This is a genomic window from Pseudomonas sp. B21-035, from assembly GCF_024748945.1.
Classification (GTDB): domain Bacteria; phylum Pseudomonadota; class Gammaproteobacteria; order Pseudomonadales; family Pseudomonadaceae; genus Aquipseudomonas.
Map to the genome: position 1 here is coordinate 2,440,796 of NZ_CP087179.1, position 21,074 is coordinate 2,461,869.

Annotated in this window: 22 protein-coding genes; 5 read left to right on the plus strand and 17 right to left on the minus strand. The window is 65.1% G+C overall.

Annotation, left to right across the window (positions count from 1 at the left end; genetic code table 11):
• Positions 1-35 precede the first annotated feature (35 nt).
• A complete protein-coding gene (locus LOY22_RS11395) occupies positions 36-596 on the minus strand; it encodes an ATP-dependent Clp protease proteolytic subunit (RefSeq protein WP_045196795.1) in 561 nt (186 codons plus the stop codon).
• A gap of 49 nt (positions 597-645) precedes the next feature.
• Positions 646-825 carry a general stress protein gene (locus LOY22_RS11400; RefSeq protein WP_082075430.1) on the minus strand — a complete coding sequence of 60 codons (180 nt, stop codon included), beginning with the start codon at positions 823-825 and terminating at the stop codon, positions 646-648.
• A 292-nt stretch (positions 826-1,117) separates the two neighbouring features.
• On the opposite strand from LOY22_RS11400, the gene LOY22_RS11405 reads away from it, so the two are divergent.
• Positions 1,118-1,390: a DUF1652 domain-containing protein gene (locus LOY22_RS11405; protein WP_258597516.1), complete on the plus strand. Its 273-nt coding sequence runs from the start codon at positions 1,118-1,120 to the stop codon at positions 1,388-1,390.
• 20 nt (positions 1,391-1,410) lie between these two features.
• Here LOY22_RS11405 and LOY22_RS11410 read toward each other — a convergent pair whose 3' ends face one another.
• The 3 genes from LOY22_RS11410 to LOY22_RS11420 form a co-directional block, all read right to left on the minus strand.
• The gene (locus tag LOY22_RS11410) at positions 1,411-2,025 is read right to left on the minus strand and encodes a Yip1 family protein (RefSeq protein ID WP_093383827.1); all 615 of its coding nucleotides are present in this window, start codon (positions 2,023-2,025) and stop codon (positions 1,411-1,413) included.
• 132 nt (positions 2,026-2,157) lie between these two features.
• Entirely contained in the window at positions 2,158-2,445 is a 288-nt protein-coding gene (locus LOY22_RS11415) for a hypothetical protein (RefSeq protein ID WP_045196801.1), read from the minus strand.
• A gap of 14 nt (positions 2,446-2,459) precedes the next feature.
• Positions 2,460-2,969, minus strand: a complete 510-nt coding sequence (locus LOY22_RS11420) for a DUF4142 domain-containing protein (protein WP_093383824.1) — start codon at positions 2,967-2,969, stop codon at positions 2,460-2,462.
• 178 nt (positions 2,970-3,147) lie between these two features.
• Between LOY22_RS11420 and LOY22_RS11425 the strand changes: the two genes are divergently transcribed.
• A complete protein-coding gene (locus tag LOY22_RS11425) occupies positions 3,148-4,008 on the plus strand; it encodes a Ku protein (RefSeq protein ID WP_258597517.1) in 861 nt (286 codons plus the stop codon).
• Here LOY22_RS11425 and LOY22_RS11430 read toward each other — a convergent pair whose 3' ends face one another.
• On the minus strand, positions 4,009-4,398 hold the full coding sequence (locus tag LOY22_RS11430; RefSeq protein ID WP_093383821.1) for a nuclear transport factor 2 family protein: 390 nt from the start codon (positions 4,396-4,398) through the stop codon (positions 4,009-4,011).
• Between the two features lie 9 nt (positions 4,399-4,407).
• The gene (locus LOY22_RS11435; RefSeq protein ID WP_258597518.1) at positions 4,408-5,604 is read right to left on the minus strand and encodes an MFS transporter; all 1,197 of its coding nucleotides are present in this window, start codon (positions 5,602-5,604) and stop codon (positions 4,408-4,410) included.
• Positions 5,605-5,717: 113 nt separating this feature from the next.
• Between LOY22_RS11435 and LOY22_RS11440 the strand changes: the two genes are divergently transcribed.
• Positions 5,718-6,653, plus strand: a complete 936-nt coding sequence (locus LOY22_RS11440; RefSeq protein ID WP_258597519.1) for a LysR family transcriptional regulator — start codon at positions 5,718-5,720, stop codon at positions 6,651-6,653.
• A gap of 13 nt (positions 6,654-6,666) precedes the next feature.
• On the opposite strand, the gene LOY22_RS11445 is transcribed toward LOY22_RS11440, so the two are convergent.
• The 7 genes from LOY22_RS11445 to fusA all read right to left on the minus strand — a co-directional run bounded on the left by LOY22_RS11445 (position 6,667) and on the right by fusA (position 15,601).
• Positions 6,667-7,761 carry a serine hydrolase gene (locus tag LOY22_RS11445; protein ID WP_258597520.1) on the minus strand — a complete coding sequence of 365 codons (1,095 nt, stop codon included), beginning with the start codon at positions 7,759-7,761 and terminating at the stop codon, positions 6,667-6,669.
• Between the two features lie 112 nt (positions 7,762-7,873).
• A complete protein-coding gene (locus tag LOY22_RS11450) occupies positions 7,874-8,533 on the minus strand; it encodes a glycosyltransferase family 2 protein (protein ID WP_258597522.1) in 660 nt (219 codons plus the stop codon).
• Positions 8,530-9,129 (minus strand): bifunctional 2-polyprenyl-6-hydroxyphenol methylase/3-demethylubiquinol 3-O-methyltransferase UbiG, encoded by a 600-nt coding sequence (locus tag LOY22_RS11455; RefSeq protein ID WP_258597524.1) that lies wholly within the window; start codon positions 9,127-9,129, stop codon positions 8,530-8,532. The genes LOY22_RS11450 and LOY22_RS11455 overlap by 4 nt, the downstream gene beginning before the upstream one ends.
• Positions 9,126-9,890 (minus strand): PIG-L deacetylase family protein, encoded by a 765-nt coding sequence (locus LOY22_RS11460; protein ID WP_093383806.1) that lies wholly within the window; start codon positions 9,888-9,890, stop codon positions 9,126-9,128. Before LOY22_RS11460 ends, LOY22_RS11455 begins: the two co-directional genes overlap by 4 nt.
• Positions 9,887-10,900 (minus strand): acyl-CoA dehydrogenase family protein, encoded by a 1,014-nt coding sequence (locus LOY22_RS11465; protein WP_258597526.1) that lies wholly within the window; start codon positions 10,898-10,900, stop codon positions 9,887-9,889. The genes LOY22_RS11460 and LOY22_RS11465 overlap by 4 nt, the downstream gene beginning before the upstream one ends.
• On the minus strand, positions 10,897-13,347 hold the full coding sequence (gene ligD, locus LOY22_RS11470) for a DNA ligase D (protein WP_258597528.1): 2,451 nt from the start codon (positions 13,345-13,347) through the stop codon (positions 10,897-10,899). The genes LOY22_RS11465 and ligD overlap by 4 nt, the downstream gene beginning before the upstream one ends.
• 148 nt (positions 13,348-13,495) lie before the next feature.
• Positions 13,496-15,601, minus strand: coding sequence for an elongation factor G (gene fusA / locus LOY22_RS11475; RefSeq protein WP_258597530.1), 2,106 nt, complete (start codon positions 15,599-15,601; stop codon positions 13,496-13,498).
• 176 nt (positions 15,602-15,777) lie between these two features.
• Here fusA and LOY22_RS11480 point away from each other — a divergent pair, with 176 nt between their 5' ends.
• Complete coding sequence (locus LOY22_RS11480) at positions 15,778-17,130, plus strand: D-serine ammonia-lyase (protein ID WP_213601548.1); 1,353 nt, start codon at positions 15,778-15,780, stop codon at positions 17,128-17,130.
• Positions 17,131-17,132: 2 nt separating this feature from the next.
• On the plus strand, positions 17,133-18,065 hold the full coding sequence (gene dsdC / locus LOY22_RS11485; protein WP_258597532.1) for a DNA-binding transcriptional regulator DsdC: 933 nt from the start codon (positions 17,133-17,135) through the stop codon (positions 18,063-18,065).
• Here dsdC and LOY22_RS11490 read toward each other — a convergent pair.
• From LOY22_RS11490 to LOY22_RS11500, 3 genes are read right to left on the minus strand one after another with little or no spacing between them, the layout of a single operon-like run.
• On the minus strand, positions 18,058-19,224 hold the full coding sequence (locus LOY22_RS11490) for a Gfo/Idh/MocA family protein (RefSeq protein WP_258597533.1): 1,167 nt from the start codon (positions 19,222-19,224) through the stop codon (positions 18,058-18,060). The two genes, dsdC and LOY22_RS11490, sit on opposite strands and share 8 nt — an antisense overlap.
• The gene (aroQ, locus tag LOY22_RS11495; protein ID WP_195883828.1) at positions 19,221-19,676 is read right to left on the minus strand and encodes a type II 3-dehydroquinate dehydratase; all 456 of its coding nucleotides are present in this window, start codon (positions 19,674-19,676) and stop codon (positions 19,221-19,223) included. The genes LOY22_RS11490 and aroQ overlap by 4 nt, the downstream gene beginning before the upstream one ends.
• Positions 19,673-21,064, minus strand: coding sequence for an MFS transporter (locus tag LOY22_RS11500; RefSeq protein ID WP_045196828.1), 1,392 nt, complete (start codon positions 21,062-21,064; stop codon positions 19,673-19,675). Before LOY22_RS11500 ends, aroQ begins: the two co-directional genes overlap by 4 nt.
• Between the last annotated feature and the right edge of the window lie 10 nt (positions 21,065-21,074).

The window sequence follows — 21,074 nt, forward strand, 5'->3', positions numbered from 1 at the left end:
GCGCCGGTAGAAAAATTCCATCGGATTTCAGCCTGTCAGTGAGCGCCGCTGATGGTCAGGTGCCGGGCATCCTTTTCGAACACCACCTGCTCCAGGCGATGGGCGATGCCGCAGGCCAGCGAATCGTAGGCGGGGATGACCTTTTCTTCGGTCGACAGGCAATGGAAGATGTCCAGTTTGCGCTCGGCCTGGGCAGTCTCCAGCTCGAAAATGCGCACGTAGCGCTCCAGGTCGTTGTTCAGGCTCGACAGGTATTCGCGCAGGCGCGAATGGTCCACCGCGCTCTGGCTGAAGTGCCAGGTCATGGGGTGGATGAGAAAACGCGAATGCGGCGCGGCGACACGCTCGCCAGCGGCCAGGTACATGATGATGCCCATCGATTCGATGTTGCCGGCGTTGACTGCGCACAACGGCACCGGCAAGGACTTGAGAAAGCTGTACAGCGAGAAACCGAAGTTGGTGCTGCCACCGGTGGTCGACAAAAACAGCAGCAAGGAGGTGGCGCCATCGTCGACGGCCTGCAGGCAGCGGTCGCGAAAACGCTCGGTGGTGTCCTGATCGATCTGGCAATGAAAGTGGATCACCTGTTGGCTCATGGCAGTGCCTCGGGACCGACGCACGTGGCGTGCGCCGGCCTTTCGTCCTTTAGCTACGGCCGCCACCACTTGGTTTGCGGGTCTGGTCTTTGCCCATGTCGGGCTTGCGGCTCTGGTCACTTGGCTTTTGATTGCCACCGGAAGCCTGGCCACCCTTTTTCCCGGCTTCAGACGCTTTTTGCCGGTCGTTCGCGAAATTCCCGGGATTCGAAGTGTCTTTGCTAGCCATGATTCTCTTCCTCTTGTGAATGTTCGCAAGGCGTTTGCCTTACACAGGTTGGGAGGCGGTCGGCGCAGGCAAAGTTTGAAATATTTCGCCGCTGCGGGACGAACGGTCCGGGGCCGCCGTTCATCCCCGATAGCCGCGAATGCCTTGAACTTGGCGAGCCACGGGTGGCTCTTCCGAAAGACCATTGCTGCCCTGCATGGGGGAACGGCGCGGCATCAGCAATTTCAATTGGCATCGAGGGCCGACGCAGTACTAACTGAATAGTCGGGCCCTCCGACACGAGGATTGCAGCATGTCACTGATTGGAGTTTCCACGCTTGAGTTGTGCCATATGATTGAACAGGCATTGCTGCCTGAACACAGTGTGGTGTCGTGCACCGATGGCGAGCACCTGACCATCCAGCTGGGGCAGGGCGATAGCCTGGGCGACTGCCTGACCGTCACCGGCATCAAGGTGCATAGCCTGACCACCTGCCAAGAACTTGCCGCGCTGGTGGCCCAGGTGCGCGAAGAGCAGCGCCTGGGGCGTAGCCAGATTCCGTTCAAGCCCCAGGCGCTTGCCTGAACCACGCCGACTGCGTCCAGTCAGCCGAGGCTGGCCGGGCGCAGGTATTCGGGGCTGAGGACGTTGAACCAGAACAGGATCATCGATACCAGGATGGTCACCAGCACCAGCAGCCCCACCGCCCAGACACTGGTCGAGTACAGCAGGCCGTCTTCCTTGCGCAGGCGCAGGAAGGTCGGCAGGCCAACGTACAGCAGGAACGTCGCATAGGCCGACGCCGCACCCAGCACGATCAACGCCAGCCAGCGCCCGGGGTAGAGCCCGGCGACACCGGCGACAAAGTACGGCGTGGCGGTGTAGGCGGCAAAACCGATGCACTGGTTGAGGCTGGGGCGGGCATCGAAGGTGCGCGACATCCAGCGAATGAACCCGCCCATGATCATCACCCCGACCACGCAGGCGGCATACAACAGCACCCCAAGCTCGGCGGCGCTGGCCACACTCAGGCGCACCCGCTCGGTGCCGGCCAGGCTCCAGCCAATACTGGTGGTACCAATGAACAGGCACAGGGCGGGAATCAGCGCCATCAGCAGCAGGTGCGGCAGGTAGTGGCGCGGGTGCAGTTCTTCTTCCTGGCGGATTTCCATCCAGGCGTCAGCGGGGTGGGTGAAGAGTTGAACCAGATGGGTACTCATGGTGACCTCCGGGTAAACAGGGTTTAAAACACCGCTCCCTGTTCTATGGAGGTCTGGCCGGCGACGGGGTTTCATTTATTTGAACCACCCAGCCCAAGATCCGGTGTATACACCGCTGTTGTGGGAGCCGGGTTACTGCAGCTCCAGCTGCAACTGCAAGCCACCGTCATCACAGCGCCGGTGATACTGGACGATCCCGCGATAAGTACGGCCCTCCCAGACAAACGCCACGCTGTGCGAACGCTCAAGCTTGGCCGGTACCGGCGCGCGTACCTGCAGGCGCAGGCCCGGCAGGCCATTGATGTTCAATGGCGCCAGCTGCACTTCACATTCGGCGCTGTGGGCCACCGGGCCGAACAGCGTGTCCTGGACAAAGTCGATCTGCAGGCTGGTCGGGCTGGCCGGGCTGACCTTTCTCATTCCAGGGCCCTCCTTCAGTTCTTGCGGTGCGCGTTTTGCAGTTGCTTGGCCATTTGCAGGTGATGCTTGAGGGTCGGCAACGTAGTCTTGGCAAAGGTGCGCAGGTCGTCCGGGGCGGAGGTCGACCGGCTCTCTTCGTCGAACAGGCGCACCGCCTGTTCATGGGCGTCGACCTGATGGGTGGCATAGGCCGCATCGAACGACGCGCCGTCCTGCACCTGCAGCATCATCTTGCGCGCCTTGCTGGTCAGGGCAGCGTCGTCCGGGACGCTGAAGCCATGTTGTCTGGCCAGCTCAAGCAGGTGCTGATTGGCTTTAGTGTGATCCTTGATCATCTGCTGGGCAAACGCCTTTACCTCGGGCGAGCGGGTTTTTTCCAGGGCCAGCTGGCTGGTCTGAATTTCCGCCATGCCGGCACTGATGGCTTCGTCGACAAAGGCATTGTTGCTGGCGGCCTGGGCGCCGATGCTGAGCAGGGCGCAAAGCCCCAGGGCGAGGCGGGTGGGGCGCAGGAACGGGCTCATGAGCGGTATCTCCGTGGGTGTGAACAAACGGACGGCTGTTAGTTTTACGAAAGGCTGCCGGCGCCAGAGTTCAGCTTCAATGCTGTGCAGCAGCGGATCTGCGCAGTTGCAGCAAACCTTCACCGACCGGCGCAGTCAGACTGACAAAGGGCCCTTCAAATACCCCTGGGAGAACGTCATGGCCAGAGCCATCTGGAAAGGTGCCATCAGCTTCGGCCTGGTGCACATCCCGGTGTCGTTGAGTACTGCGATCAGCAGCGACCGGGTCGATTTCGACTGGCTCGATGAGCGCAGCATGGAACCGGTGGGCTACAAGCGGGTGAACAAAGTCACCGGCAAGGAGATCGCCCGCGAGCACATCGTCAAGGGCGTGCAATACCAGAAAGGCCAATACGTGGTGATCAGCGAGGAGGAGATCCGCAAGGCCCGCCCCGAGGCGACCCAGACCATCGATATCTTCTCGTTCGTCGACAGCGACGAAATCCCCCTGCAGCAGTTCGACACCCCGTATTACCTGAGCCCCGACCGGCGTGGTGGCAAGGTTTATGCCTTGCTGCGCGAAACCTTGCAGAGCACCGGCAAGGTGGCCCTGGCCAAGGTGGTGCTGCACACCCAGCAGCACCTGGCGCTGCTGCGCCCGCTGGAGGACGCGATGGTGATGATTACCCTGCGCTGGCCCGAGGAAGTGCGCGGCCTCGACAGCCTGGAACTGGACGCCAGCGTGCGCGACTCGAGCATCGACAAGCGTGAGCTGCAAATGGCCAGGCGCCTGGTCGAGGACATGAGCGGGCACTGGACGCCGGAGGAATACCGCAACGACTTCAAGGACACCATCATGAGCCTGGTCGATGAGAAGGCCAGCCAGGGCAAGATCGCCACGGTCGAGCCGCTGGAAGGCGAAGGCGAGCAGAAAAGCGCCGATATCATCGACCTTACCGAGCTGCTCAAACGCAGCCTGGGCGGGCGCAAACCGGCGGCGAAGAAAGCCGCGCCAGCGGCGAAAAAGCCTGCCGGCAGCAAGCCGCGCAAGAAGGCCTGATCAGCCGGCCACGGTGGTTTCATGCAGATGGCGCCAGCGCAGGGCGCCATCGTGGCGCTCGAACACTGCGGTCGAGCGGCGCACCGAGCGATTGCCGGCGTCATCGACCTGCCATTCGCGATAACTGACCACGCAAAGGCTTGGCCCTTCGCCAATCACTTGCAGCTCATCGATGCTGATTTGCAGCCCGGCGCGCTGGCCGTGGGCGTGGGCGAACAGTTGCTGCAAGCCCTGATAATCGACGATTTGGCCGGGCAGGTTGATCATCGAGAACTGCGCGCTGAAGCGCGCCATCAATGCGTCCAGCTCTGTGGCGTGGGCTGCGCCGGACAGCCATTGTTCGATGGCTACGTGGGCGTCGAGAACTTCCGTGAAAGCGGGATGGGTCATGGGCACATCTCAAGTAGTAGTGGTAGTAAGCCCCAGGCCGCGAGCCCCGGGCAGTTTCAGCACCAGCGGTAGCGGAATCAGGGTCAGCAGCGCGGCGAGGATGAAGGTGTGCCGGAACGCCTGGTCATCGGGCAGCAACCGGTTAAGCACGGCGCCGAGCACGGCGACGCCGAGGCAGAAGCTCAGCTGGCGGTTGAGGTTCCACAAGGCGCTGGCCTGGCCCATTTGCGCCGGCGCAATGGCCAGGAACGCCAGGCTTTGCGCGCTGCTGCTGCACAGGCTGCTGCCCATGCCGAGCAGGGCGAAGATCAGCGCCAGCCAGGCCTGGTGCCCGGCAACCGAGGGCAGGGCCAGCCACAGCAGGGCGGCGCACTGGATCAGCATCCCGGCAATCAGCAGGCGCTTGGGGCCGCTCAGGTTGAAGCGCCAGCGCACCCAGGCGATCGCCGCCAGGGCGCCCGCTGACCAGGGCAGCATCAGGGCGCCGGTGGCCGTGGCGCTGAGCCCAAGGCGCTGCTGCAGGTACAGGGCGGCCACCAGGTTGGCGCCGATGAACACGCCTGGCACGCACAGGTAGATAAGCATCGCCGTGCGCAGCAGCGGTTGGCCGAGCAGGCGCAACTCCAGCATTGGCTGCGGCGCAGGCAACAGCGGGTTTGCCGGCAGCCAGGCCAGCACCAGGGCAAGGGTGATCAGGCTCAGCGGCAGCATGGCGAAGAAGATCCAGCGCCACGAGCCCTGATCGACTACCACCCCGCCCAGTGCCGGCGACAACGCCGGGACCAGCAAGGCGACCATCATCACCAGTGAGGTCAGGTGGTGGCGCTGCTCGGGCGCATACAGGCGATAAGCCATGGCCTGGCCCACCGGAATCAGCAGGCCGCCACCCAGGCCTTGCAGCAGGCGCCAGACCAGCAGGCTGTCGATCGAACCGGCGCTGCCTGCCAGCGCCGAGCCCAGGCCGAACAGCGCCAGCGACAGCAGCAGCGTTTGCCGTTCACCCAGCCGCGTGGCCAGCCAGGTGCCCAGCGGGATCACCAGGGTCAGGCCGAGCATGTACAGGTTGCTGCTCCAGCTCAGTTGCGCCACCGAGGCGTGCAGTTCCTGGCCCAGGGCTGGATAAGCGGCGTTGAGGGCAAACATGTTGAGCAGGTCGAGGGTGAAACCCAGCAGATAGACCAGGGTGACTTTCGCACGATAGGGCATGAGCGCTTCGCAAGGCTTGAGAGGGGCGCAGTCTAGAACCTTGCGAATGCTTGAATAAGGTGCGAAGAATCGGCAGATTGGTCGAATTATTTTGACAATGGTGATTGCACCGCATGGTCAGCCTCGACCGTTTCGAACTGTTTTGCGCCGTGGTGCAGGCAGGCTCCTTCACCGGCGCCGCCGAGCGCTTGCAGCAAACCCGCGCTGCGGTCAGCTTCAGCATCAAGCAACTGGAAGCTGAATTGGGCGTCACCCTGCTGACCCGCACCACCCGGCGCATCGCCCTGACCGATGCCGGCGAGCGCTTTTACCAGCGTTGCCTGCTGTTGGTCGAAGATGCCCGCATCGCCATCGACGAAGCGCGCGCCGAGCACGCCGGCTTGCAGGGCAGCCTGCGGATTACCACCACGGTTGAGTACGGGCTGAAGGTGCTCGCCCCGGCACTGCAAGCGTTCTGCCGTTTGCACCCGCAGCTGAGCGTGCGTCTGGAAACCCACACCGCTCAGGTCGACCTGGTGCGCGAGCGCTTCGATGTCGCCATCCGCCTGGGCCAGGCACACGACTCCGATTACCGTGGCGTATGCCTGGCGAGCTACCAGGTGCGCCTGGTGCTGGCGCCCGGCCTGCTGGCTGCCCACGGCGAGCAGTTGATCAACTCACCCGCGCGCCTGGCCCAGCTGCCGCAACTGGTGCACAGCCGTTTCGAGCAGAACAACCGCTGGGCGCTGGTCGACAGCAAGGCGCGCAGTTCGGAGTATGCCCCTCAGGGCACGCCATTGCTGATCGCCGACAATGCCTCGATCCTGCGTGCCTTTGCCGTGCAGGGCGCAGGCGTGGCGCTGTTGCCGGACTGGCTGGTGGCCGATGAGCTGGCCAGCGGGCAGTTGCTCGATGGGCTGCCCGGCTATGGTTTTGCGCCGCAAAGCGTGTATGCCCTGTATCCGTCCAGCCGCCACGTACCGCGCAAGGTCCGCGCCTGGATCGACTTCATCAAGGCTCACCTTGCCCAAGCGCGCCACATCGAGGCGGTTCTCACGCCACCGGCTTGAGGTGCAGGCTTGCCTAGAGGGGATGGGTCCACTTTTCGAGCGCCAACGCGTCGGCGATTTTCGTGGCGTATTCGCTGGCGTCGATGTTTTCTTCGTTGCACAACACTGCAACGGTGGTTTGCGCATCCGGAAAGTACATGAACTGCGTTGCATAGCCGGCCCAGCCACCGGAGTGTTCGAGCAGGCGCGTGCCTTTGTACGGCCGCGGCGACAAACCCATGGCGTAGTCCTCATGGTGCCTTGCCACCCGCGGGCCACTTCTGGACATCACCGCCAGCAGGTCGGGGCCGCCCACTTTGCCGCTGTGCAGATTGGCTCCCCATTTCATCAGGTCGCGTACGCTGAAATGCACCTGGCCGTCGCCGGTCACCTCCCACGGGCTCTCATATAGTTTGACCGGGCCCCACAGCGCACGCGTGTAACCCCGCACTACAGCGAAATCAAGCGGGTACTGGTCGACAATCCGGGTATGGGTCATCTGCAGCGGTGTGAAGATCGCCTGCTGGGAAAAGCGCCGGATGCTCTTGCCGCTGACGCGCTCGACCACCAGCGAGAGCATGAAATACCCGCTGTTGCTGTAGGAAAACTCTGTGCCGGGGGCAAACTCCGCCTGTTTCTGTGCTGCCAGCAAGGCGAGGGCCTGGGCCTGGGTCAGGGGCTGGGTATCGGCGATGCCTTGAGCCTGGGCGGCATCCTCGTAGCTGGGCAGGCCACCGCTGTGATGCAGCAGGTGGCGCAAGGTCACCGGATCGGCGTAACTGCCCAGCTCAGGTACGTAGCGGCGGATAGAGTCATCCAGCGACAACTTGCCTTCGCGGGCCAGCAAGTGAATGGCGAAGGCGGTGAATTGTTTGGAAACCGAGGCAAGGTTGAACACCGAGTCGGCAGTCAAAGGGCTGCGCTGCTCGATGTCGGCATAGCCGGTAGCGCCTTCGAGCACAAAGGCCTGCTGTTTTTCCACACTGAAGACACAGCCGGGGCCAGCCTGTGCGGTGAGGCGCTTGAAAATCTGCCTCATGTCATTCTTGACCTGGGCAGGTGTGGTCTGCAGTACCTCGCTGAAGTACTCGGCGGCCGGGGTACTCAGATACTGCCAACTGACATCCATGGTGTTTCTCCCTCGTGGTTGATCAAGCAGGCCTGATCATAAGAACCGCGCTGATGATTAACTTGAGGGCATTTGTGAAAAAGTGCGGCGGACGGTTAACAGGTTTCTCTGTTCAGGCCAGGCCGTTCAGGTTGTTGAGAAAATCCCCGAAGCCGCCGCGCACCCGGCAGTCCTTGCGGCTGCTGGTCGACACGCTGTTGCGCGCGGTCCAGACGATATGTGCGCCGCTTTGCTGCAGGTCGTTGACCAGTTGCACATCCTCGTGCAGCGGCAATGGCTGGAACCCCCCGACCTTTTCGTAGGCGCGGGCGCAGATGCCGAGGTTGGCGCCGTGTATGTGCCGGTGGCCTTCGCGGGCCTGGTAATGGGCCAGGTAGCGTTCGCGCAGCGCCGCATCCTGGTGGGCTTGCCAGGTCTCGACATGCACCGTGCCGCACACCGCATCGGCGGCAAAGGCCAACTGGCACAACAGCCAGTCGGCCGGGACGCAGCTGTCGGCATCGGTGAAGGCCAGCCAGCGTGCGCCACGCTCGAGCATCAACGCCGCACCGGCGCGGCGCGCCTGGCCGACATTGCGCGCCTGGAACTTGAGCAGCTCCACGCCATGGGCGCGGGCGACGGCCTCGCTGGCATCGCTGCAAGCGTCCAGTACCACCACTGTCTGTACCTCTTCGCCCCGCGCCGTTAGCGTCCGGGCGGCACGGCCAAGGGCGCGCAGGCAGCGGCCGAGCAGTTGTTCTTCGTTATGCACGGGGACAATCACGGCAATCATAGGCAGGGCTCGTCAAGGTCGATGGCATAAGGCTGGACGCACCAGTATTCAAGAACAAAGTCAGCCTCTTCGTGGCGCAGGCTGCGGTACAACGGCAAGCGCTCCGCCAGCAGTTCATGGACCTGGTGGCCGGTTTGCGGGCAGCCGTCGATCGGGTGCAGCCAATGGCACAGCAGCAGGGCGCCGTCAGAGGTCAGGCTGGCCGTGGCGCGCTCCAGCACTTCCAGCCACTGGCCGGGGTCCAGGTAGTAGCCGATCTCGCTGAGCACGATCAGCTCGAACTCGCCGGCCGGCCAGTCGCCAGGCAGGCAGCCTTGGGTAACCTCGGCGTTGGGCCAGGGCCGCAGGCGTTCAGCGGCCAGTTGCACGGCGGTGGCGTTGAGGTCCTGGCACAAAAGGCTTTCGCAGCGCTCGGCGAGGGCGGCGCTGAGTTCGCCATTGGCGCAGGCCGGCTCGAATACGCGGCCGTAGTACTGGCGCGGCAGGCTGGCCAGCAGCAGCTCGCGCTTGCGTTTTTCGTACCAGCGGGTGCGAAACGCCCAGGGGTCGTCGCTGTGCGCGAACAGGTGCTCGAAGTAGCTGGCCGAGACGCTCATGTGAACACCAGTTCGAAGGGTTGCTGCAGGCGGGCCAGGGCCTCGCGGTCAAGCACCGGCGGGGTCTGCTCGTCGGCCTGCAACTGGCTGGTATGGGCGGCGATGGCCTGTTGCTTGAGGGCCAGCACCGCGCGGTCGAGAAACAGCTTGTGGGCGCGCTGCCAGGGCAGCCGCGGGTCGCTGGGGCGGGCCCAGTGCCAGGCCCAGATCGGCACTTCGATCAAGCGCGCACCGACAGTGTCGCAGGCGCGGGCGCAAGCGCGGCCTACTGCTTCATGGTCGCAGTGGCCGTCCAGGCGCCAGGTGGTCAGCACCCGGTCGCTGGCGCGCAGTAGCTGCACCAGGCGTTCGGCCAGCCAGCGTTCATGGTTGGCCACGGCGCTGTCGGCCAGGCCCAGGCGCAGCCAGCTCAGGCGGCTCAGGTCCAGCCCGAGGCGGCGCAGGGCATCGGCGCTTTCCCGTGGGCGTTGCTGGCGCAGGCGTTCGCTGGTCCAGTGGCGCGAATCGGGGTGGCTGGCCTCACCGTCGCTGACCGAGACCAGCAGCAACTCGTGTTCACGGCCGCGCATGCCAGCCAGCACGCCGCCGCAGCCGAGCACTTCGTCGTCCGGGTGCGGGGCGACCACTACCAGGCGCCTGCCAACAGGCACCAACTGGTCATGGGTAATTGCCGGCACCGACTGCAGGATCGCCGACGCTTGCCAGTGCGCCAGCGGTGTGCCCGGCGCCTGGATCGGGTTTTGCGGTGGTTGCAGGGTCATAGCCGCCAGCCTCCCTCGGGGGTTGCACGCACTTGCCGGCCCAGCTCGGCCAGGTCGCGCTCGGCATGGCTCTGGCGCAGGAACACCGGCAGGTCGGCGCTGAGCCGGGCAAACTGGCTGTCGCGACAGAACGGCGTCGCGCCCAGGGCCCGGCCGACGTGATCGAGCACACACAGCGCGGCGTTTTCGACCTGCGCGCGCAGGCGCCGGACGCTCAGCTCGGCATCGCTGCCGGGATGGCCGTCGATCCACGCCGCGGTTTCATGCAAGGCCGCCCGGGCACCGGCAAGCGCAGCGTCGACTGCACCCAGATGGGCCTGGGCGTGGGCGTCTTCATGGCTGCGGCAATGTTCGAGCAAGAACTCGCCCAGGGTCTGCGCCGCGCCATACCAGCAGGCGGCGATGCCAGCGCCACCGTGCCAGAAGCCCGGTCGCGACAGGTACTGGCCGCTACTGCCGACCAGGTGCGCCGGGCAGTCGTTGAACTCGACATCGACGCTGGCGGTAATGGCCATGCCGACCGCCTGCCAGCCGTCATTGAAGATGCGCAGCGCCGGTTGGTTCAAGGCCACCGCCACCAGTTGCGGACGGTCTTGTTCGTCCCAGGCGGTGAGCAGCGCCCGGTCGATCTGCAGGGCGCCGGAGCACCAGGCCTTGCGGCCTTGCAGGTGCACGTCGTTGCCGGTGCGACGGACGATACGCACCCGCGCATTGGCCGGCTCGGCTGCCCATACCCCCCAACTGCCCGCCGGGTCCAGATGGCTGGCGCCGCACTCATGGATGATCGCCAGGGCGTCGGTGTGGCCCTCGAACAGCTTGGCCAGGGCCAGATCAGCCCCGGCGACCTCGGCCAGTACCTGCCAGCGCTGCAGGGTGCGGCCATGACCGGGTAGCGGCAGTTGGTCGAGACCGGTTTCCCGGCATTGTTCCAGGCAGCGTTGCAACTGGCGGTCGAGGGTCAGCGCCTGCGGGCGACGGGCGAAGGTCTGTAACAGCTCCAGGTGGTTCATGACTCAACCCCCATGCGCCGGCGCAGTTCCTTGCTGATCGACTGGCGTACCTGGCCATACCCGGCCCAAGGGTCATCGCCTGCGGCCAGGCGTTCGCCGAGGTTGAGCAGGTTCCACTGGTTCGCGCCTTTAAGCTCGGTCAGCTCTTCACGGCGAATCGGCACCGACACCGGCAGCCCTTCGCGGGCGCGGATCGAATAGGCACAAACCGTGGTCGCGCCTTTACCGTTGCGCAGGTAGTCGATGAAGATCCGCCCGACCCGGTTCTTCGGCCCGGACACCGCCGACAGGCGCTCGGGGAACAGCCCGGCCAGGTGCTGGACCATAGCCTGGCTGAAGTCCTTGACCTCGTCCCAGCCGGCGCGCCGGGTCAGCGGCACGACAATGTGCATGCCCTTGCCGCCGCTGGTCTTGAGGAATGACTGCAGGCCCAGTTCGTCGAGCAGCGCCAGGGTCAGCTGGGTGGCTTCGAGCATGGCCTTCCACGGCAGCGCCGGGTCGGGGTCGAGGTCGAGGATCAGGCGGTCGGGCCTGTCGAAATCCTTGGCGGTGGCGTTCCAGGTGTGCAGCTCGAGGGTGTTCATCTGCACCGCGCCGAGCAGGGTCCGGGCCTGGTCGATGATCATCAGCGCCTGGCCGGCTTCGGCCTTGGCGTGGCTCTCAAGGCCCGGGATGTTCAATTGCGCGGCGTTCTTCTGGAAGAACAGCTCGCCGGCCAGGCCATCGGGTGCGCGCACCAGCGCCACCGGGCGGCGCTTGAGGTGCGGCAGGATCCACTCGGCGACCTGGGCGTAGTACTCGGCGACCTGGCGCTTGCTGATGCCGGTGCTGGCGTCGATGACGCGGTCGGGGTGGGTCAGGTGCAGCTTGGCGGTTTTGCTTGCCGGGGTTTTCACGGGTTGCTCCAGGCCAATGGCCTTGGCCGGTTTGTCGTCGCGCAGGCCATGGAACACCGAATGGCGGACCACGCCGTCGCGGGTCATCTGCGCATAGGCGACCTCGGCCAGCAGCCTTGGCTTGAGCCAGTGCACACCTTTGGCCTCGGCGCCGCTGGGCGGCTTGGCAAACTGCGGCCTGGCCACTTCGAGGGGTTTGAGGCGCTGGTAAATATGGGCCAGGGTCGCGCTGTTGAACCCGGTGCCGACCTTGCCGGCATAGCGCAGCTCGCCGTTGTCATCATGCAGGGCCAGCAACAGCGCGCCGAAGGCCTCGCGCGAGCCCTTGGGCTCGGTAAAGCCGACGATGACGAACTCCTGGCGCTGCTTGCACTTGAGCTTGATCCAGTCGCTGCTGCGCCGGTTCAGGTAGCTGCTGCCCAGGCGTTTGCCGATCAGGCCTTCCATCTGCATTTTGCAGGCGCTGTCGAGCAGCGATTCGACGCTCTGGTCAAAGTCGGCGGAAAAGCGCAGGCGCTTTTCATCGGCCTTTTCCAGCACCTTTGCCAACGCCGCACGCCGTTGCTCCAGTGGGCACTGGCGCAGGTCCATGCCGTTGAGGTAGGGCACATCGAACAGGTAATAGAGGATCTGCTCGTCGCGTTGCTGGTCGAAGGCATTCTGCAGGGCCTGGAAATCCGCCACGCCGTGCTCATTGGCCACCACCATCTCGCCATCGAGCCAGGCCGAGTGCAGGCCGAGCCTGGCCAGGGCCTTGGCTTGCCGGGGCAGCCTGTCGGTCCAGTCATGGCCGTTGCGGGTGAACAGGCGCACCTCGTCACCTTCGATGCGGGCGAGGATGCGGTAGCCGTCGAACTTGACTTCGTAGCGCCAGTCGCCTTCGGGCGGCGTCTCTACCAGGGTGGCCAGTTGCGGCTTGAGCGAGGCGGGCAGGGCAGCTTTTTTCGCGCCGCCGAGTTCGCTGTTGCCGTCTGCCTTGGGTGTGCGCGTGGGCAGCGTGCGTTCGCTGACCACGCTGTCTGGCTCGGCTTCGAGAATGTCGTAGTCGGCCTGCGGGCGCGCCTGGGCATCGTTGGACTTGATCAGCAGCCACTGCTCCTTCTTGCCGGCCAGGTGAGTGCGAAACAGGTTCCAGATGCCCGAGAGTTTCTCGCCCTGCAGGCGAAAGCGCAGCTTGCCCTTGGCATAGGCCTTGTGTGGATCTTCTTCGGGAATCCATACCCCACGGTCCCAGACGATCACATCACCGGCACCGTAATGGCCTTCGGGGATGGTGCCTTCGAAACTGGCGTAGTCCAGCGGGTGGTCTTCGACGTGCACGGCCAGGCGCCGGACCTTGGGGTCCAGCGACGGGCCCTTGGGGATGGCCCAGCTTTTCAGGGTGCCGTCCAGCTCCAGGCGAAAGTCATAGTGCAGGTGGCTGGCGTCGTGTTTCTGGATGCAGTACTGCAGGGCGTGGGCGGTTTTTTTGCCGCTGCGCTGATGGCCTGCGGGCTCCGGGGTAGCGTCGAAATTGCGCTTGCGCGCGTACTCCTGCAACGGCTTGGCCATGGCGGTGTCCTGCGGCTTTTGGGCGGGTCCTAAGCATTGGGATAGGGCGGCAGGGGTGGGAGTTCAATCGGCTTTTGTTCGAGGTGGGGCCGCTGCGCACCCCATCGCCGGCAAGGCCGGCTGCCACAGGGGGCGAGCGGTCGGTGTATCAGCCTTGTTTCTTGATGATCGCCTCACTGATGCTCGCCGGCGCCTCGGCGTACTTGGTGAACTCCATGGTGTAGCTGGCGCGGCCCTGGGTCATCGAGCGCATCTGTGTGGAGTAGCCGAACATCTCGCCCAGCGGCACTTCCGCGCGCACTACCTTGCCCGCCGGGGTCTCGCCGCCTTCCTGGATCATCCCGCGGCGCCGGCTGAGGTCGCCCATGATGTCGCCCTGGTATTCTTCGGGGGTCACCACTTCGACTTTCATCACCGGCTCCAGCAGCACCGCGCCGCCTTTTTGCGCCAGTTGCTTGGTGGCCATGGAGGCGGCGACCTTGAAGGCCATCTCATTGGAGTCGACGTCGTGGTACGAGCCGTCGAACACCGTAGCCTTGAGGCCGATCAGCGGATAACCGGCGAGCACGCCGTTTTGCATTTGTTCTTCGATACCTTTCTGGATCGCCGGAATGTATTCACGCGGCACCACGCCGCCGACCACTTCGTTGACGAACTCCAGGCCCTCCTTGCCTTCATCGCCCGGGGCGAAGCGGATCCAGCAGTGGCCGTACTGGCCGCGACCGCCGGACTGGCGAACGAACTTGCCTTCGATCTCGCAGGTGTTGCGGATCTTCTCGCGGTAGGCCACCTGCGGCTTGCCGATATTGGCCTCGACGCCGAACTCGCGGCGCATGCGGTCGACGATGATGTCCAGGTGCAACTCGCCCATGCCGGAGATGATCGTCTGCGCCGTCTCTTCGTCGGTGCGCACGCGAAACGACGGGTCTTCCTGGGCCAGCTTGCTCAGGGCGATGCCCATTTTCTCCTGGTCGGCCTTGGTTTTCGGCTCGACCGCCACCGAGATCACCGGGTCGGGGAAGTCCATGCGCTCGAGGATGATCGGCTGGTTGATGTCACAGAGGGTGTCGCCGGTGGTGACGTCCTTCATGCCGATCAGCGCGGCGATGTCGCCGGCGCACACGTCCTTGATCTCGGCGCGCTGGTTGGCGTGCATCTGCACCATGCGCCCGATCCGCTCCTTCTTGCCCTTGACCGAATTGAGCACGGCATTGCCGGAGCTGAGCACGCCGGAGTAGACCCGGGCGAAGGTCAGGGTGCCGACGAAGGGGTCGGTGGCGATCTTGAACGCCAGCGCCGAGAACGGTTCGTTGTCGTCGGCATGGCGTTCCAGGTGCTTGTCTTCGTGGTCCGGGTCGGTGCCGTTGATCGCCGGGATTTCCGAGGGCGCCGGCAGGTAGTCGATGACCGCGTCGAGCATCAGCGGCACGCCCTTGTTCTTGAACGACGAGCCGCAGATCGCCGGGACGATCTGGTTGGCCAGGGTGCGCTGGCGCAGGCCGGCCTTGATCTGCTCGTTGCTCAGCTCCTGGCCGTTGAGGTACAGCTCCATGAACTCGTCGTTGGCCTCGGCGGCGGCCTCGACCATGTGCGCGCGCCATTCGTTGGCAAGCGCGAGCATGTCGGCGGGAATCTCTTCTTCGCGGTAGCTGGTGCCCTGGTCGTCGTCGTTCCAGTAGATGGCCTTCATCTTCACCAGGTCAATCTGCCCGGCGAAATGTTCCTCGGCGCCGATCGACAGCTGGATCGGCACCGGGTGGTGGCCCAGGCGCTGGTCGATCTGCTTGACCACGCGCAGAAAGTCCGCGCCCTGGCGGTCCATTTTGTTGACGTAGGCCAGGCGCGGCACATGGTACTTGTTGGCCTGGCGCCAGACTGTTTCCGATTGCGGCTCGACACCGTCGGCGCCGCTGAACACCACCACCGCGCCGTCGAGCACGCGCAGCGAGCGCTCGACCTCGATGGTGAAATCGACGTGGCCGGGGGTGTCGATGATGTTGAAGCGGTACTTGTCGGGGAACTGCTTGGTCGAGCCCTGCCAGAACGCCGTGGTCGCCGCCGAAGTGATGGTGATGCCGCGCTCTTGCTCCTGGGCCATCCAGTCCATGGTCGCGGCGCCGTCGTGCACCTCGCCCATCTTGTGGTTGACCCCGGTGTAGAACAGGATGCGTTCGGTGGTGGTGGTCTTGCCGGCGTCAACATGGGCGACGATGCCGATGTTGCGGTACAGCTCGATAGGGGTGGTGCGCGCCATGAGGGGTCACCTGTGTGTGATGCACAAGAAGAGGGTATTCCCAAGGTAGCAGAAGTGCAGCGCCTTGCACGGCGGGCCATGGCTGAAGCAGGTTCAGCCATGGGCTGAGCAGGCATCGGTTGTAATGCGCCCGGGGCTGACGCTTAATCGTTGCATTCGCCTCATGGAGCTGCCCGATGCCGCTGGAAAAATCCGTTACTGCCTGGTGCCAAAGTCATCCGTTGATCGCAGGTCTTGTGGCGCTGCGCCCGACCTGCTGGTTCAACCCGGCCCTGGCGCCGAGCGCCGAAGCCCTCGCTGACGTGGCGCTGACCGCCGCGGATATCCGTGAGGCCAGCGCGCGGCTCGAACGCTTTGCCCCGTTCATCGCCTCGGCATTCCCCGAAACCTCGGCCAGCGCCGGCATCATTGAATCGCCGTTGGTGGCGCTGCACGCGTTGCAGGCGGTGCTGTGCGCCGAGCAGCAACTGCCAGTGAACGGCGCGCTGTGGCTCAAGGCCGACAACCTGCTGCCGATTTCCGGTTCGATCAAGGCCCGTGGCGGCATCTATGAAGTGCTCAAGCATGCCGAAGACCTGGCCCTCAAAGGCGGCCTGCTGCAACCGGGCGACAGCTACGCCAGGCTCGACAGCGATGCCGCCCGGGCGTTCTTCGGCCAATACAGCGTGGCGGTCGGCTCCACCGGCAACCTGGGCTTGTCGATCGGCATCATCAGCGCGCGCCTGGGTTTCAAGGCCACCGTGCATATGTCTGCCGATGCCCGCCAGTGGAAAAAGGAGCGCCTGCGCGCCTGCGGCGTCGAGGTGCGCGAGTACAGCGCCGATTACAGCGTGGCGGTGGAGCAGGGCCGTAAGGAGGCCGAGGGCGATGCGCACTGTCACTTCGTCGATGATGAAAACTCGCTGAACCTGTTCCTCGGTTACGCCGTGGCCGCCGAGCGCCTGCAGCGCCAGTTGGCGGAACAAGGCATCGTGGTGGATGCCGAGCACCCGCTGTTCGTCTACCTGCCTTGCGGCGTCGGCGGGGGGCCTGGCGGCGTGGCCTTTGGCCTCAAGCAGATCTTTGGCGACGCGGTACATTGCCTGTTCGCCGAGCCGACCCACTCGCCGTGCATGTTCCTAGGCGTGTACACCGGCCTGCACGACGCGGTGTCGGTGTACGACTTCGGCATCGACAACCAGACCGCCGCCGACGGCCTGGCGGTGGGCCGGCCCTCGGGCTTTGTCGGCCGTTCGTTGCAGCGCCTGGTCGATGGCTACTACACCGTCAGCGACGCCACCCTGTACCGCCAGCTGGCGCAGATGCAGGCGTGTGAGGGCATCGAACTCGAGCCGTCGGCGCTGGCCGGGCTCGCGGGCATGTGCACTGTGCTGCAGGAGCAGCAGGGCTACCGTCAGCGCCTGGGCTTGAGTGAGGCGCGCATGGCCCGCGCCACCCACCTGGTGTGGGGCACCGGCGGCAGCATGGTGCCGCGCGAGGAGATGGACCGCTACCTGGCCAGGGGCCGCGCAGAACTTGCCGGTAACTGACCATGCTCAACCTGCCCGATCGCCTTGGCAGCCGCTTGAGCGGTGCCCAGTTCGCCAACCTGCACACCTTTGTCGCGGTTGCCCGGCACCTGAGCTTCAGTCAGGCCGCGCAAGAGCTGTGCCTGACTGCCAGCGCCGTCAGCCATCGCATCGCCCGCCTGGAACAAGCCCTGGCGTTGCGCCTGTTCGAACGCCTGACCCGGCGCATTCGCCTGACCGCTGAAGGCGAGCGCCTCTATCAGGTGCTGCAAGGCTTGGAAGCGCAACTGCAAGAAGCCCTGCAACCGTCGACTGAAGAAGTCAGCGGTGCCCTGAGCCTGTATGTGCGGCCGTCGCTGGCCCAGCACTGGCTGGTGCCGCGCCTGGCGGATTTCCAGCAGCGCTATCGGCAGGTCAGCCTGGACATCCGCACCGGCAACGAGCCGGTGGATTTTCGCACCCGCCCGGTGGACCTGGCCTTGTTGTATGGCCATGGCGAGTTTCCCGGGCTGGCCAGCCAGTTGTTGATGGACGAGCACGTCGCCCCGGTGTGCAGCCCGCAGTATGCCGAGCGCCACGGCCTGATCGACCACCCCGGCCGCCTGGCCCAGTGCACCTTGCTGCACGATGCCCTGGCCTGGGAACATGCCGCCTTCGACGCCGAGTGGCAACGCTGGGCCGGCGAGCAGGGCGTACAACAGCACCTGCCCGCCCGCCACCTGACCTTCGACCGCTCCGACCTGTGCAGCGCCGCCGCCAGCCACCATGCCGGCGTGGCCATCGGTCGCCGGCGCCTGGTGCAACCGTTGCTGGACCAGGGCGCGTTGATCCTGCCCCTGGGGGGCTTCAGCCAGACGGCGGGGCAGGGTTACTACCTGGTGCATCCGCCGCGGGAGAGGTTACCGCTGCGTTTGCGGGTGATGATTGAGTGGTTGCGCGAGTGCGCGCTCAACTGACTTCGATCCAGCGCCCCTCCTGGCGATCCGACTGCACACACGCCTCGATAAATGCCATGCCGCGCAGGCCGTCTTCAGCGGTCGGGCACAGGCGTGCCAAGGGCGCCGGGGCGCGCTGTTCGCGGCGGGCCCTGATCAGTTCGGCGGCGTCGCTGTAGATGTTGGCGAAGGCTTCGAGCAGGCCTTCGGGCTGGCCGGCCTTGATTCGCGTGGCTTGCCTGGCGGCATCGCTGAGCCAGCTTTCACCCCGGCGCAGCACCTGGTGCGGCTGGTCCTGGTGGCGCAGTTCGAGGCGCTCGGGTTGTTCCTGGTGCCAGTACAGCGAGCCGCTCGAGCCAAAGATCCGGATCTGCAAGCCATGGCGCTGGCCGGCAGCGACGAAGCTTGCCCATAGCAGGCCTCGGCCGCCGCCGCTCAGGCGCAGTTTGACGTGGGCGTTGTCGTCCGAGGCGCGGCCCGGCACCAGGGTGCTGAGCTCGGCCGAGACCTGGCTGACCTCCTGGCCTGTTACAAAGCGCAGCAGTTGGTGGGCATGCACGCCGACATCGGCCAGTACCGACGAAGCGCCGGCCTGGCTGGGGTCGGTGCGCCAGGCCAGGGCCTTGACCCCTTGCTGCTCCAGCGGGTGGGTGCCGAAGGCGCTGGCGTGCTCGACCTGCACCAGGCGCACCTCGCCGATCGCACCCTGGGCGATCAGTTCGCGGGCTTCGCGAATCAACGGGTAGCCGCTGTAGTTGTGGGTCAGCAGGTGCAGGGCCGGGCCTTGGCGAACCTGATCGAGCAGGGCATTGGCCTGGGCAAGGTTCGCCGCCAGCGGCTTGTCGCAGATGACGTCGATACCGTGCTTGAGAAACGCAAGGCTCGCCGGTACGTGCACGGCATTGGGCGCCATGATCGCCACCACCTGGATGCCGTCTGCGCGGACGGCTTCGGCCCTGGCCATGGCTTCAAAATCGGCATAGGCGCGCTCTGGCGCCACGCCATAGGCCTGGGCCGCGGCCAGGTTACGCTCGGGGTCGCGGGCGAAGACCCCGGCGACCAGCTGGTAATGGCCGTCCAGGGACGCTGCGTAGCGGTGAGTCGAACCGATCGACGACTCCAGGCCGCCGCCGACAAAGCCCAGGCGCAGTCGTTGTTGTGGGTTGGCCATGGTTTTCATTGGGCGCCTCCGTTGGCGTGCTTGAGTTCGCGGGCAAAATGTTCGATCGCCAGCACGTAGCCGTGAGTGCCGAAACCGGCCAGCACCGCCTTGGCCACCAGCGACACATAGGAGTGGTGGCGGAAGGCTTCGCGGCGGTGGACGTTGGAGATGTGCACCTCGATCACCGGTACCTCGGCGGCAATCAAAGCGTCGTGAATTGCCACCGAGGTGTGGGTCCAGGCGCCGGGGTTGATGACGATTGCGCCGACCCGGCCACGGGCCTGGTGAATCCAGTCGATCAGTTGGCCTTCGTGGTTGGTCTGCTGGAACTCAAGTTTCAGTTCCAGGCGCCGGGCCGCCTGCTGGCAGAGGTTTTCGACATCGGCCAGGGTTTCGCGGCCGTAGACTTCGGGTTGGCGCAGGCCGAGCATGTTCAGGTTGGGGCCGTTGAGCACGAGCAGGGTATTCATGGCTGGTTTCCAGTCAGGGCGTTGGCGCGCAGGGCGTCGTAGGTGGGTTTGTCCAGGCTTACCGCGTCGGCCTTGCCGAGCTGGTCGATGGGCGTGCGGTAGGTTTCCGGGGCGCTCCAGGCGGCGATGGCCGACAGCGCGGTGACCAGGCAGGTGATGGCGCCGATCAGCAGCGGCACGTTGTCGGAGCCCGGCGGCGCCACGGCGGTGAACAGCGCCGGCAGCAGGGCGGTGATCATGTAGCCGATGTTCTGCGCCACGGCCATGGCCGAGACCCGGTAATGGGTCTGGAACTGCTCGGGGAAGAAGCTTGGGAAGATGGCGTTATAGCCCTGGTAGATCATCCCCCACATCAGCAGCGAGGCGGCAAACGCCAGCGGCAGGTTGTGCAGGCTGATGGCATAGAGGTAAAGGAACGACATCAACCCGCAGCCGATGGCGCTGCCGATGATCAGCGGGCGGCGGCCGATTCGGTCGGAGAGGTTGCCGACAAAGGGGATCACCAGCACTGCGACGATGTTGCCGACCACCGGGATCCACAGGTACACGCTCTTGTCAAAACCCACGCCGTAGGCCGGCTGTACCGCATAGGCGGCGCCGAACACGGTGGTCACCACCGGGATCACGTTCATCAGCGACACCCCGAGTACTACCAGCATGCCGCGCCAGCTGTGCTTGAAGGCTTCACCGATGGGCGAGCGCTGGCGCACCACCTTGGCGACTTTCTGGGTGAACGCCGCCGGCTCCTCGACCTCGCGGCGGATGATGAATGCTGCCAGCAGCACGGCGGCACTGAGCAGGAAGGGGATGCGCCAGCCCCAGCTGTTGAAGGCCTCTTCGGGCATGAAATAGGCCAGCGGCAGGAAGATTGCCGCCGCCAGCACCTGGCCGGCCTGCACGCCCTGCAGGGTGAAGCTTGCGTAAAAGCCACGACGACCGGGCGGCGCATGTTCGAGGATCATCGAGCTGGCACCGGCGATTTCCCCGGCCACGGCAAAGCCCTGGACCAGGCGTAGCACCACCAATAGCACTGGCGCCCAGTAGCCGATCTGGTTGTAGGTCGGCAGCAGGCCGACGGCGAAGGTGGCCAGGCCCATCAGCAGCATGCACAGCAGCAACACATGCTTGCGCCCGCGGGTATCGCCCCAGTGGCCGAGCACGAAGGCGCCGACCGGGCGCGCCAGGTAGCCGACGCCGTAGGTGGCCAGGGAGGCGACGATGGCCAGTTTCGGGTCGCTGGAAGGGAAGAAGATCTGCGGGAAAATCAGCGCCGCAGCCTGGGCATAAATGAAGAAGTCGTAGTACTCGAGCGCCGAGCCGACCCAGCCGCTGGCCGTGGCTTTCTTGGTTTGCCGGGCTGCATGCAGCCCTTGGGGATGGTTGGCCATCTGTCTGTCT

Bases quoted from the DNA above. Each gene is read 5' to 3' on its own strand.
- LOY22_RS11395 (WP_045196795.1), bottom strand. From the start codon at position 596: ATGAGCCAACAGGTGATCCACTTTCATTGCCAGATCGATCAGGACACC.
- LOY22_RS11400 (WP_082075430.1), bottom strand. From the start codon at position 825: ATGGCTAGCAAAGACACTTCGAATCCCGGGAATTTCGCGAACGACCGG.
- LOY22_RS11405 (WP_258597516.1), top strand. From the start codon at position 1,118: ATGTCACTGATTGGAGTTTCCACGCTTGAGTTGTGCCATATGATTGAA.
- LOY22_RS11410 (WP_093383827.1), bottom strand. From the start codon at position 2,025: ATGAGTACCCATCTGGTTCAACTCTTCACCCACCCCGCTGACGCCTGG.
- LOY22_RS11415 (WP_045196801.1), bottom strand. From the start codon at position 2,445: ATGAGAAAGGTCAGCCCGGCCAGCCCGACCAGCCTGCAGATCGACTTT.
- LOY22_RS11420 (WP_093383824.1), bottom strand. From the start codon at position 2,969: ATGAGCCCGTTCCTGCGCCCCACCCGCCTCGCCCTGGGGCTTTGCGCC.
- LOY22_RS11425 (WP_258597517.1), top strand. From the start codon at position 3,148: ATGGCCAGAGCCATCTGGAAAGGTGCCATCAGCTTCGGCCTGGTGCAC.
- LOY22_RS11430 (WP_093383821.1), bottom strand. From the start codon at position 4,398: ATGACCCATCCCGCTTTCACGGAAGTTCTCGACGCCCACGTAGCCATC.
- LOY22_RS11435 (WP_258597518.1), bottom strand. From the start codon at position 5,604: ATGCCCTATCGTGCGAAAGTCACCCTGGTCTATCTGCTGGGTTTCACC.
- LOY22_RS11440 (WP_258597519.1), top strand. From the start codon at position 5,718: ATGGTCAGCCTCGACCGTTTCGAACTGTTTTGCGCCGTGGTGCAGGCA.
- LOY22_RS11445 (WP_258597520.1), bottom strand. From the start codon at position 7,761: ATGGATGTCAGTTGGCAGTATCTGAGTACCCCGGCCGCCGAGTACTTC.
- LOY22_RS11450 (WP_258597522.1), bottom strand. From the start codon at position 8,533: ATGATTGCCGTGATTGTCCCCGTGCATAACGAAGAACAACTGCTCGGC.
- LOY22_RS11455 (WP_258597524.1), bottom strand. From the start codon at position 9,129: ATGAGCGTCTCGGCCAGCTACTTCGAGCACCTGTTCGCGCACAGCGAC.
- LOY22_RS11460 (WP_093383806.1), bottom strand. From the start codon at position 9,890: ATGACCCTGCAACCACCGCAAAACCCGATCCAGGCGCCGGGCACACCG.
- LOY22_RS11465 (WP_258597526.1), bottom strand. From the start codon at position 10,900: ATGAACCACCTGGAGCTGTTACAGACCTTCGCCCGTCGCCCGCAGGCG.
- ligD (WP_258597528.1), bottom strand. From the start codon at position 13,347: ATGGCCAAGCCGTTGCAGGAGTACGCGCGCAAGCGCAATTTCGACGCT.
- fusA (WP_258597530.1), bottom strand. From the start codon at position 15,601: ATGGCGCGCACCACCCCTATCGAGCTGTACCGCAACATCGGCATCGTC.
- LOY22_RS11480 (WP_213601548.1), top strand. From the start codon at position 15,778: ATGCCGCTGGAAAAATCCGTTACTGCCTGGTGCCAAAGTCATCCGTTG.
- dsdC (WP_258597532.1), top strand. From the start codon at position 17,133: ATGCTCAACCTGCCCGATCGCCTTGGCAGCCGCTTGAGCGGTGCCCAG.
- LOY22_RS11490 (WP_258597533.1), bottom strand. From the start codon at position 19,224: ATGAAAACCATGGCCAACCCACAACAACGACTGCGCCTGGGCTTTGTC.
- aroQ (WP_195883828.1), bottom strand. From the start codon at position 19,676: ATGAATACCCTGCTCGTGCTCAACGGCCCCAACCTGAACATGCTCGGC.
- LOY22_RS11500 (WP_045196828.1), bottom strand. From the start codon at position 21,064: ATGGCCAACCATCCCCAAGGGCTGCATGCAGCCCGGCAAACCAAGAAA.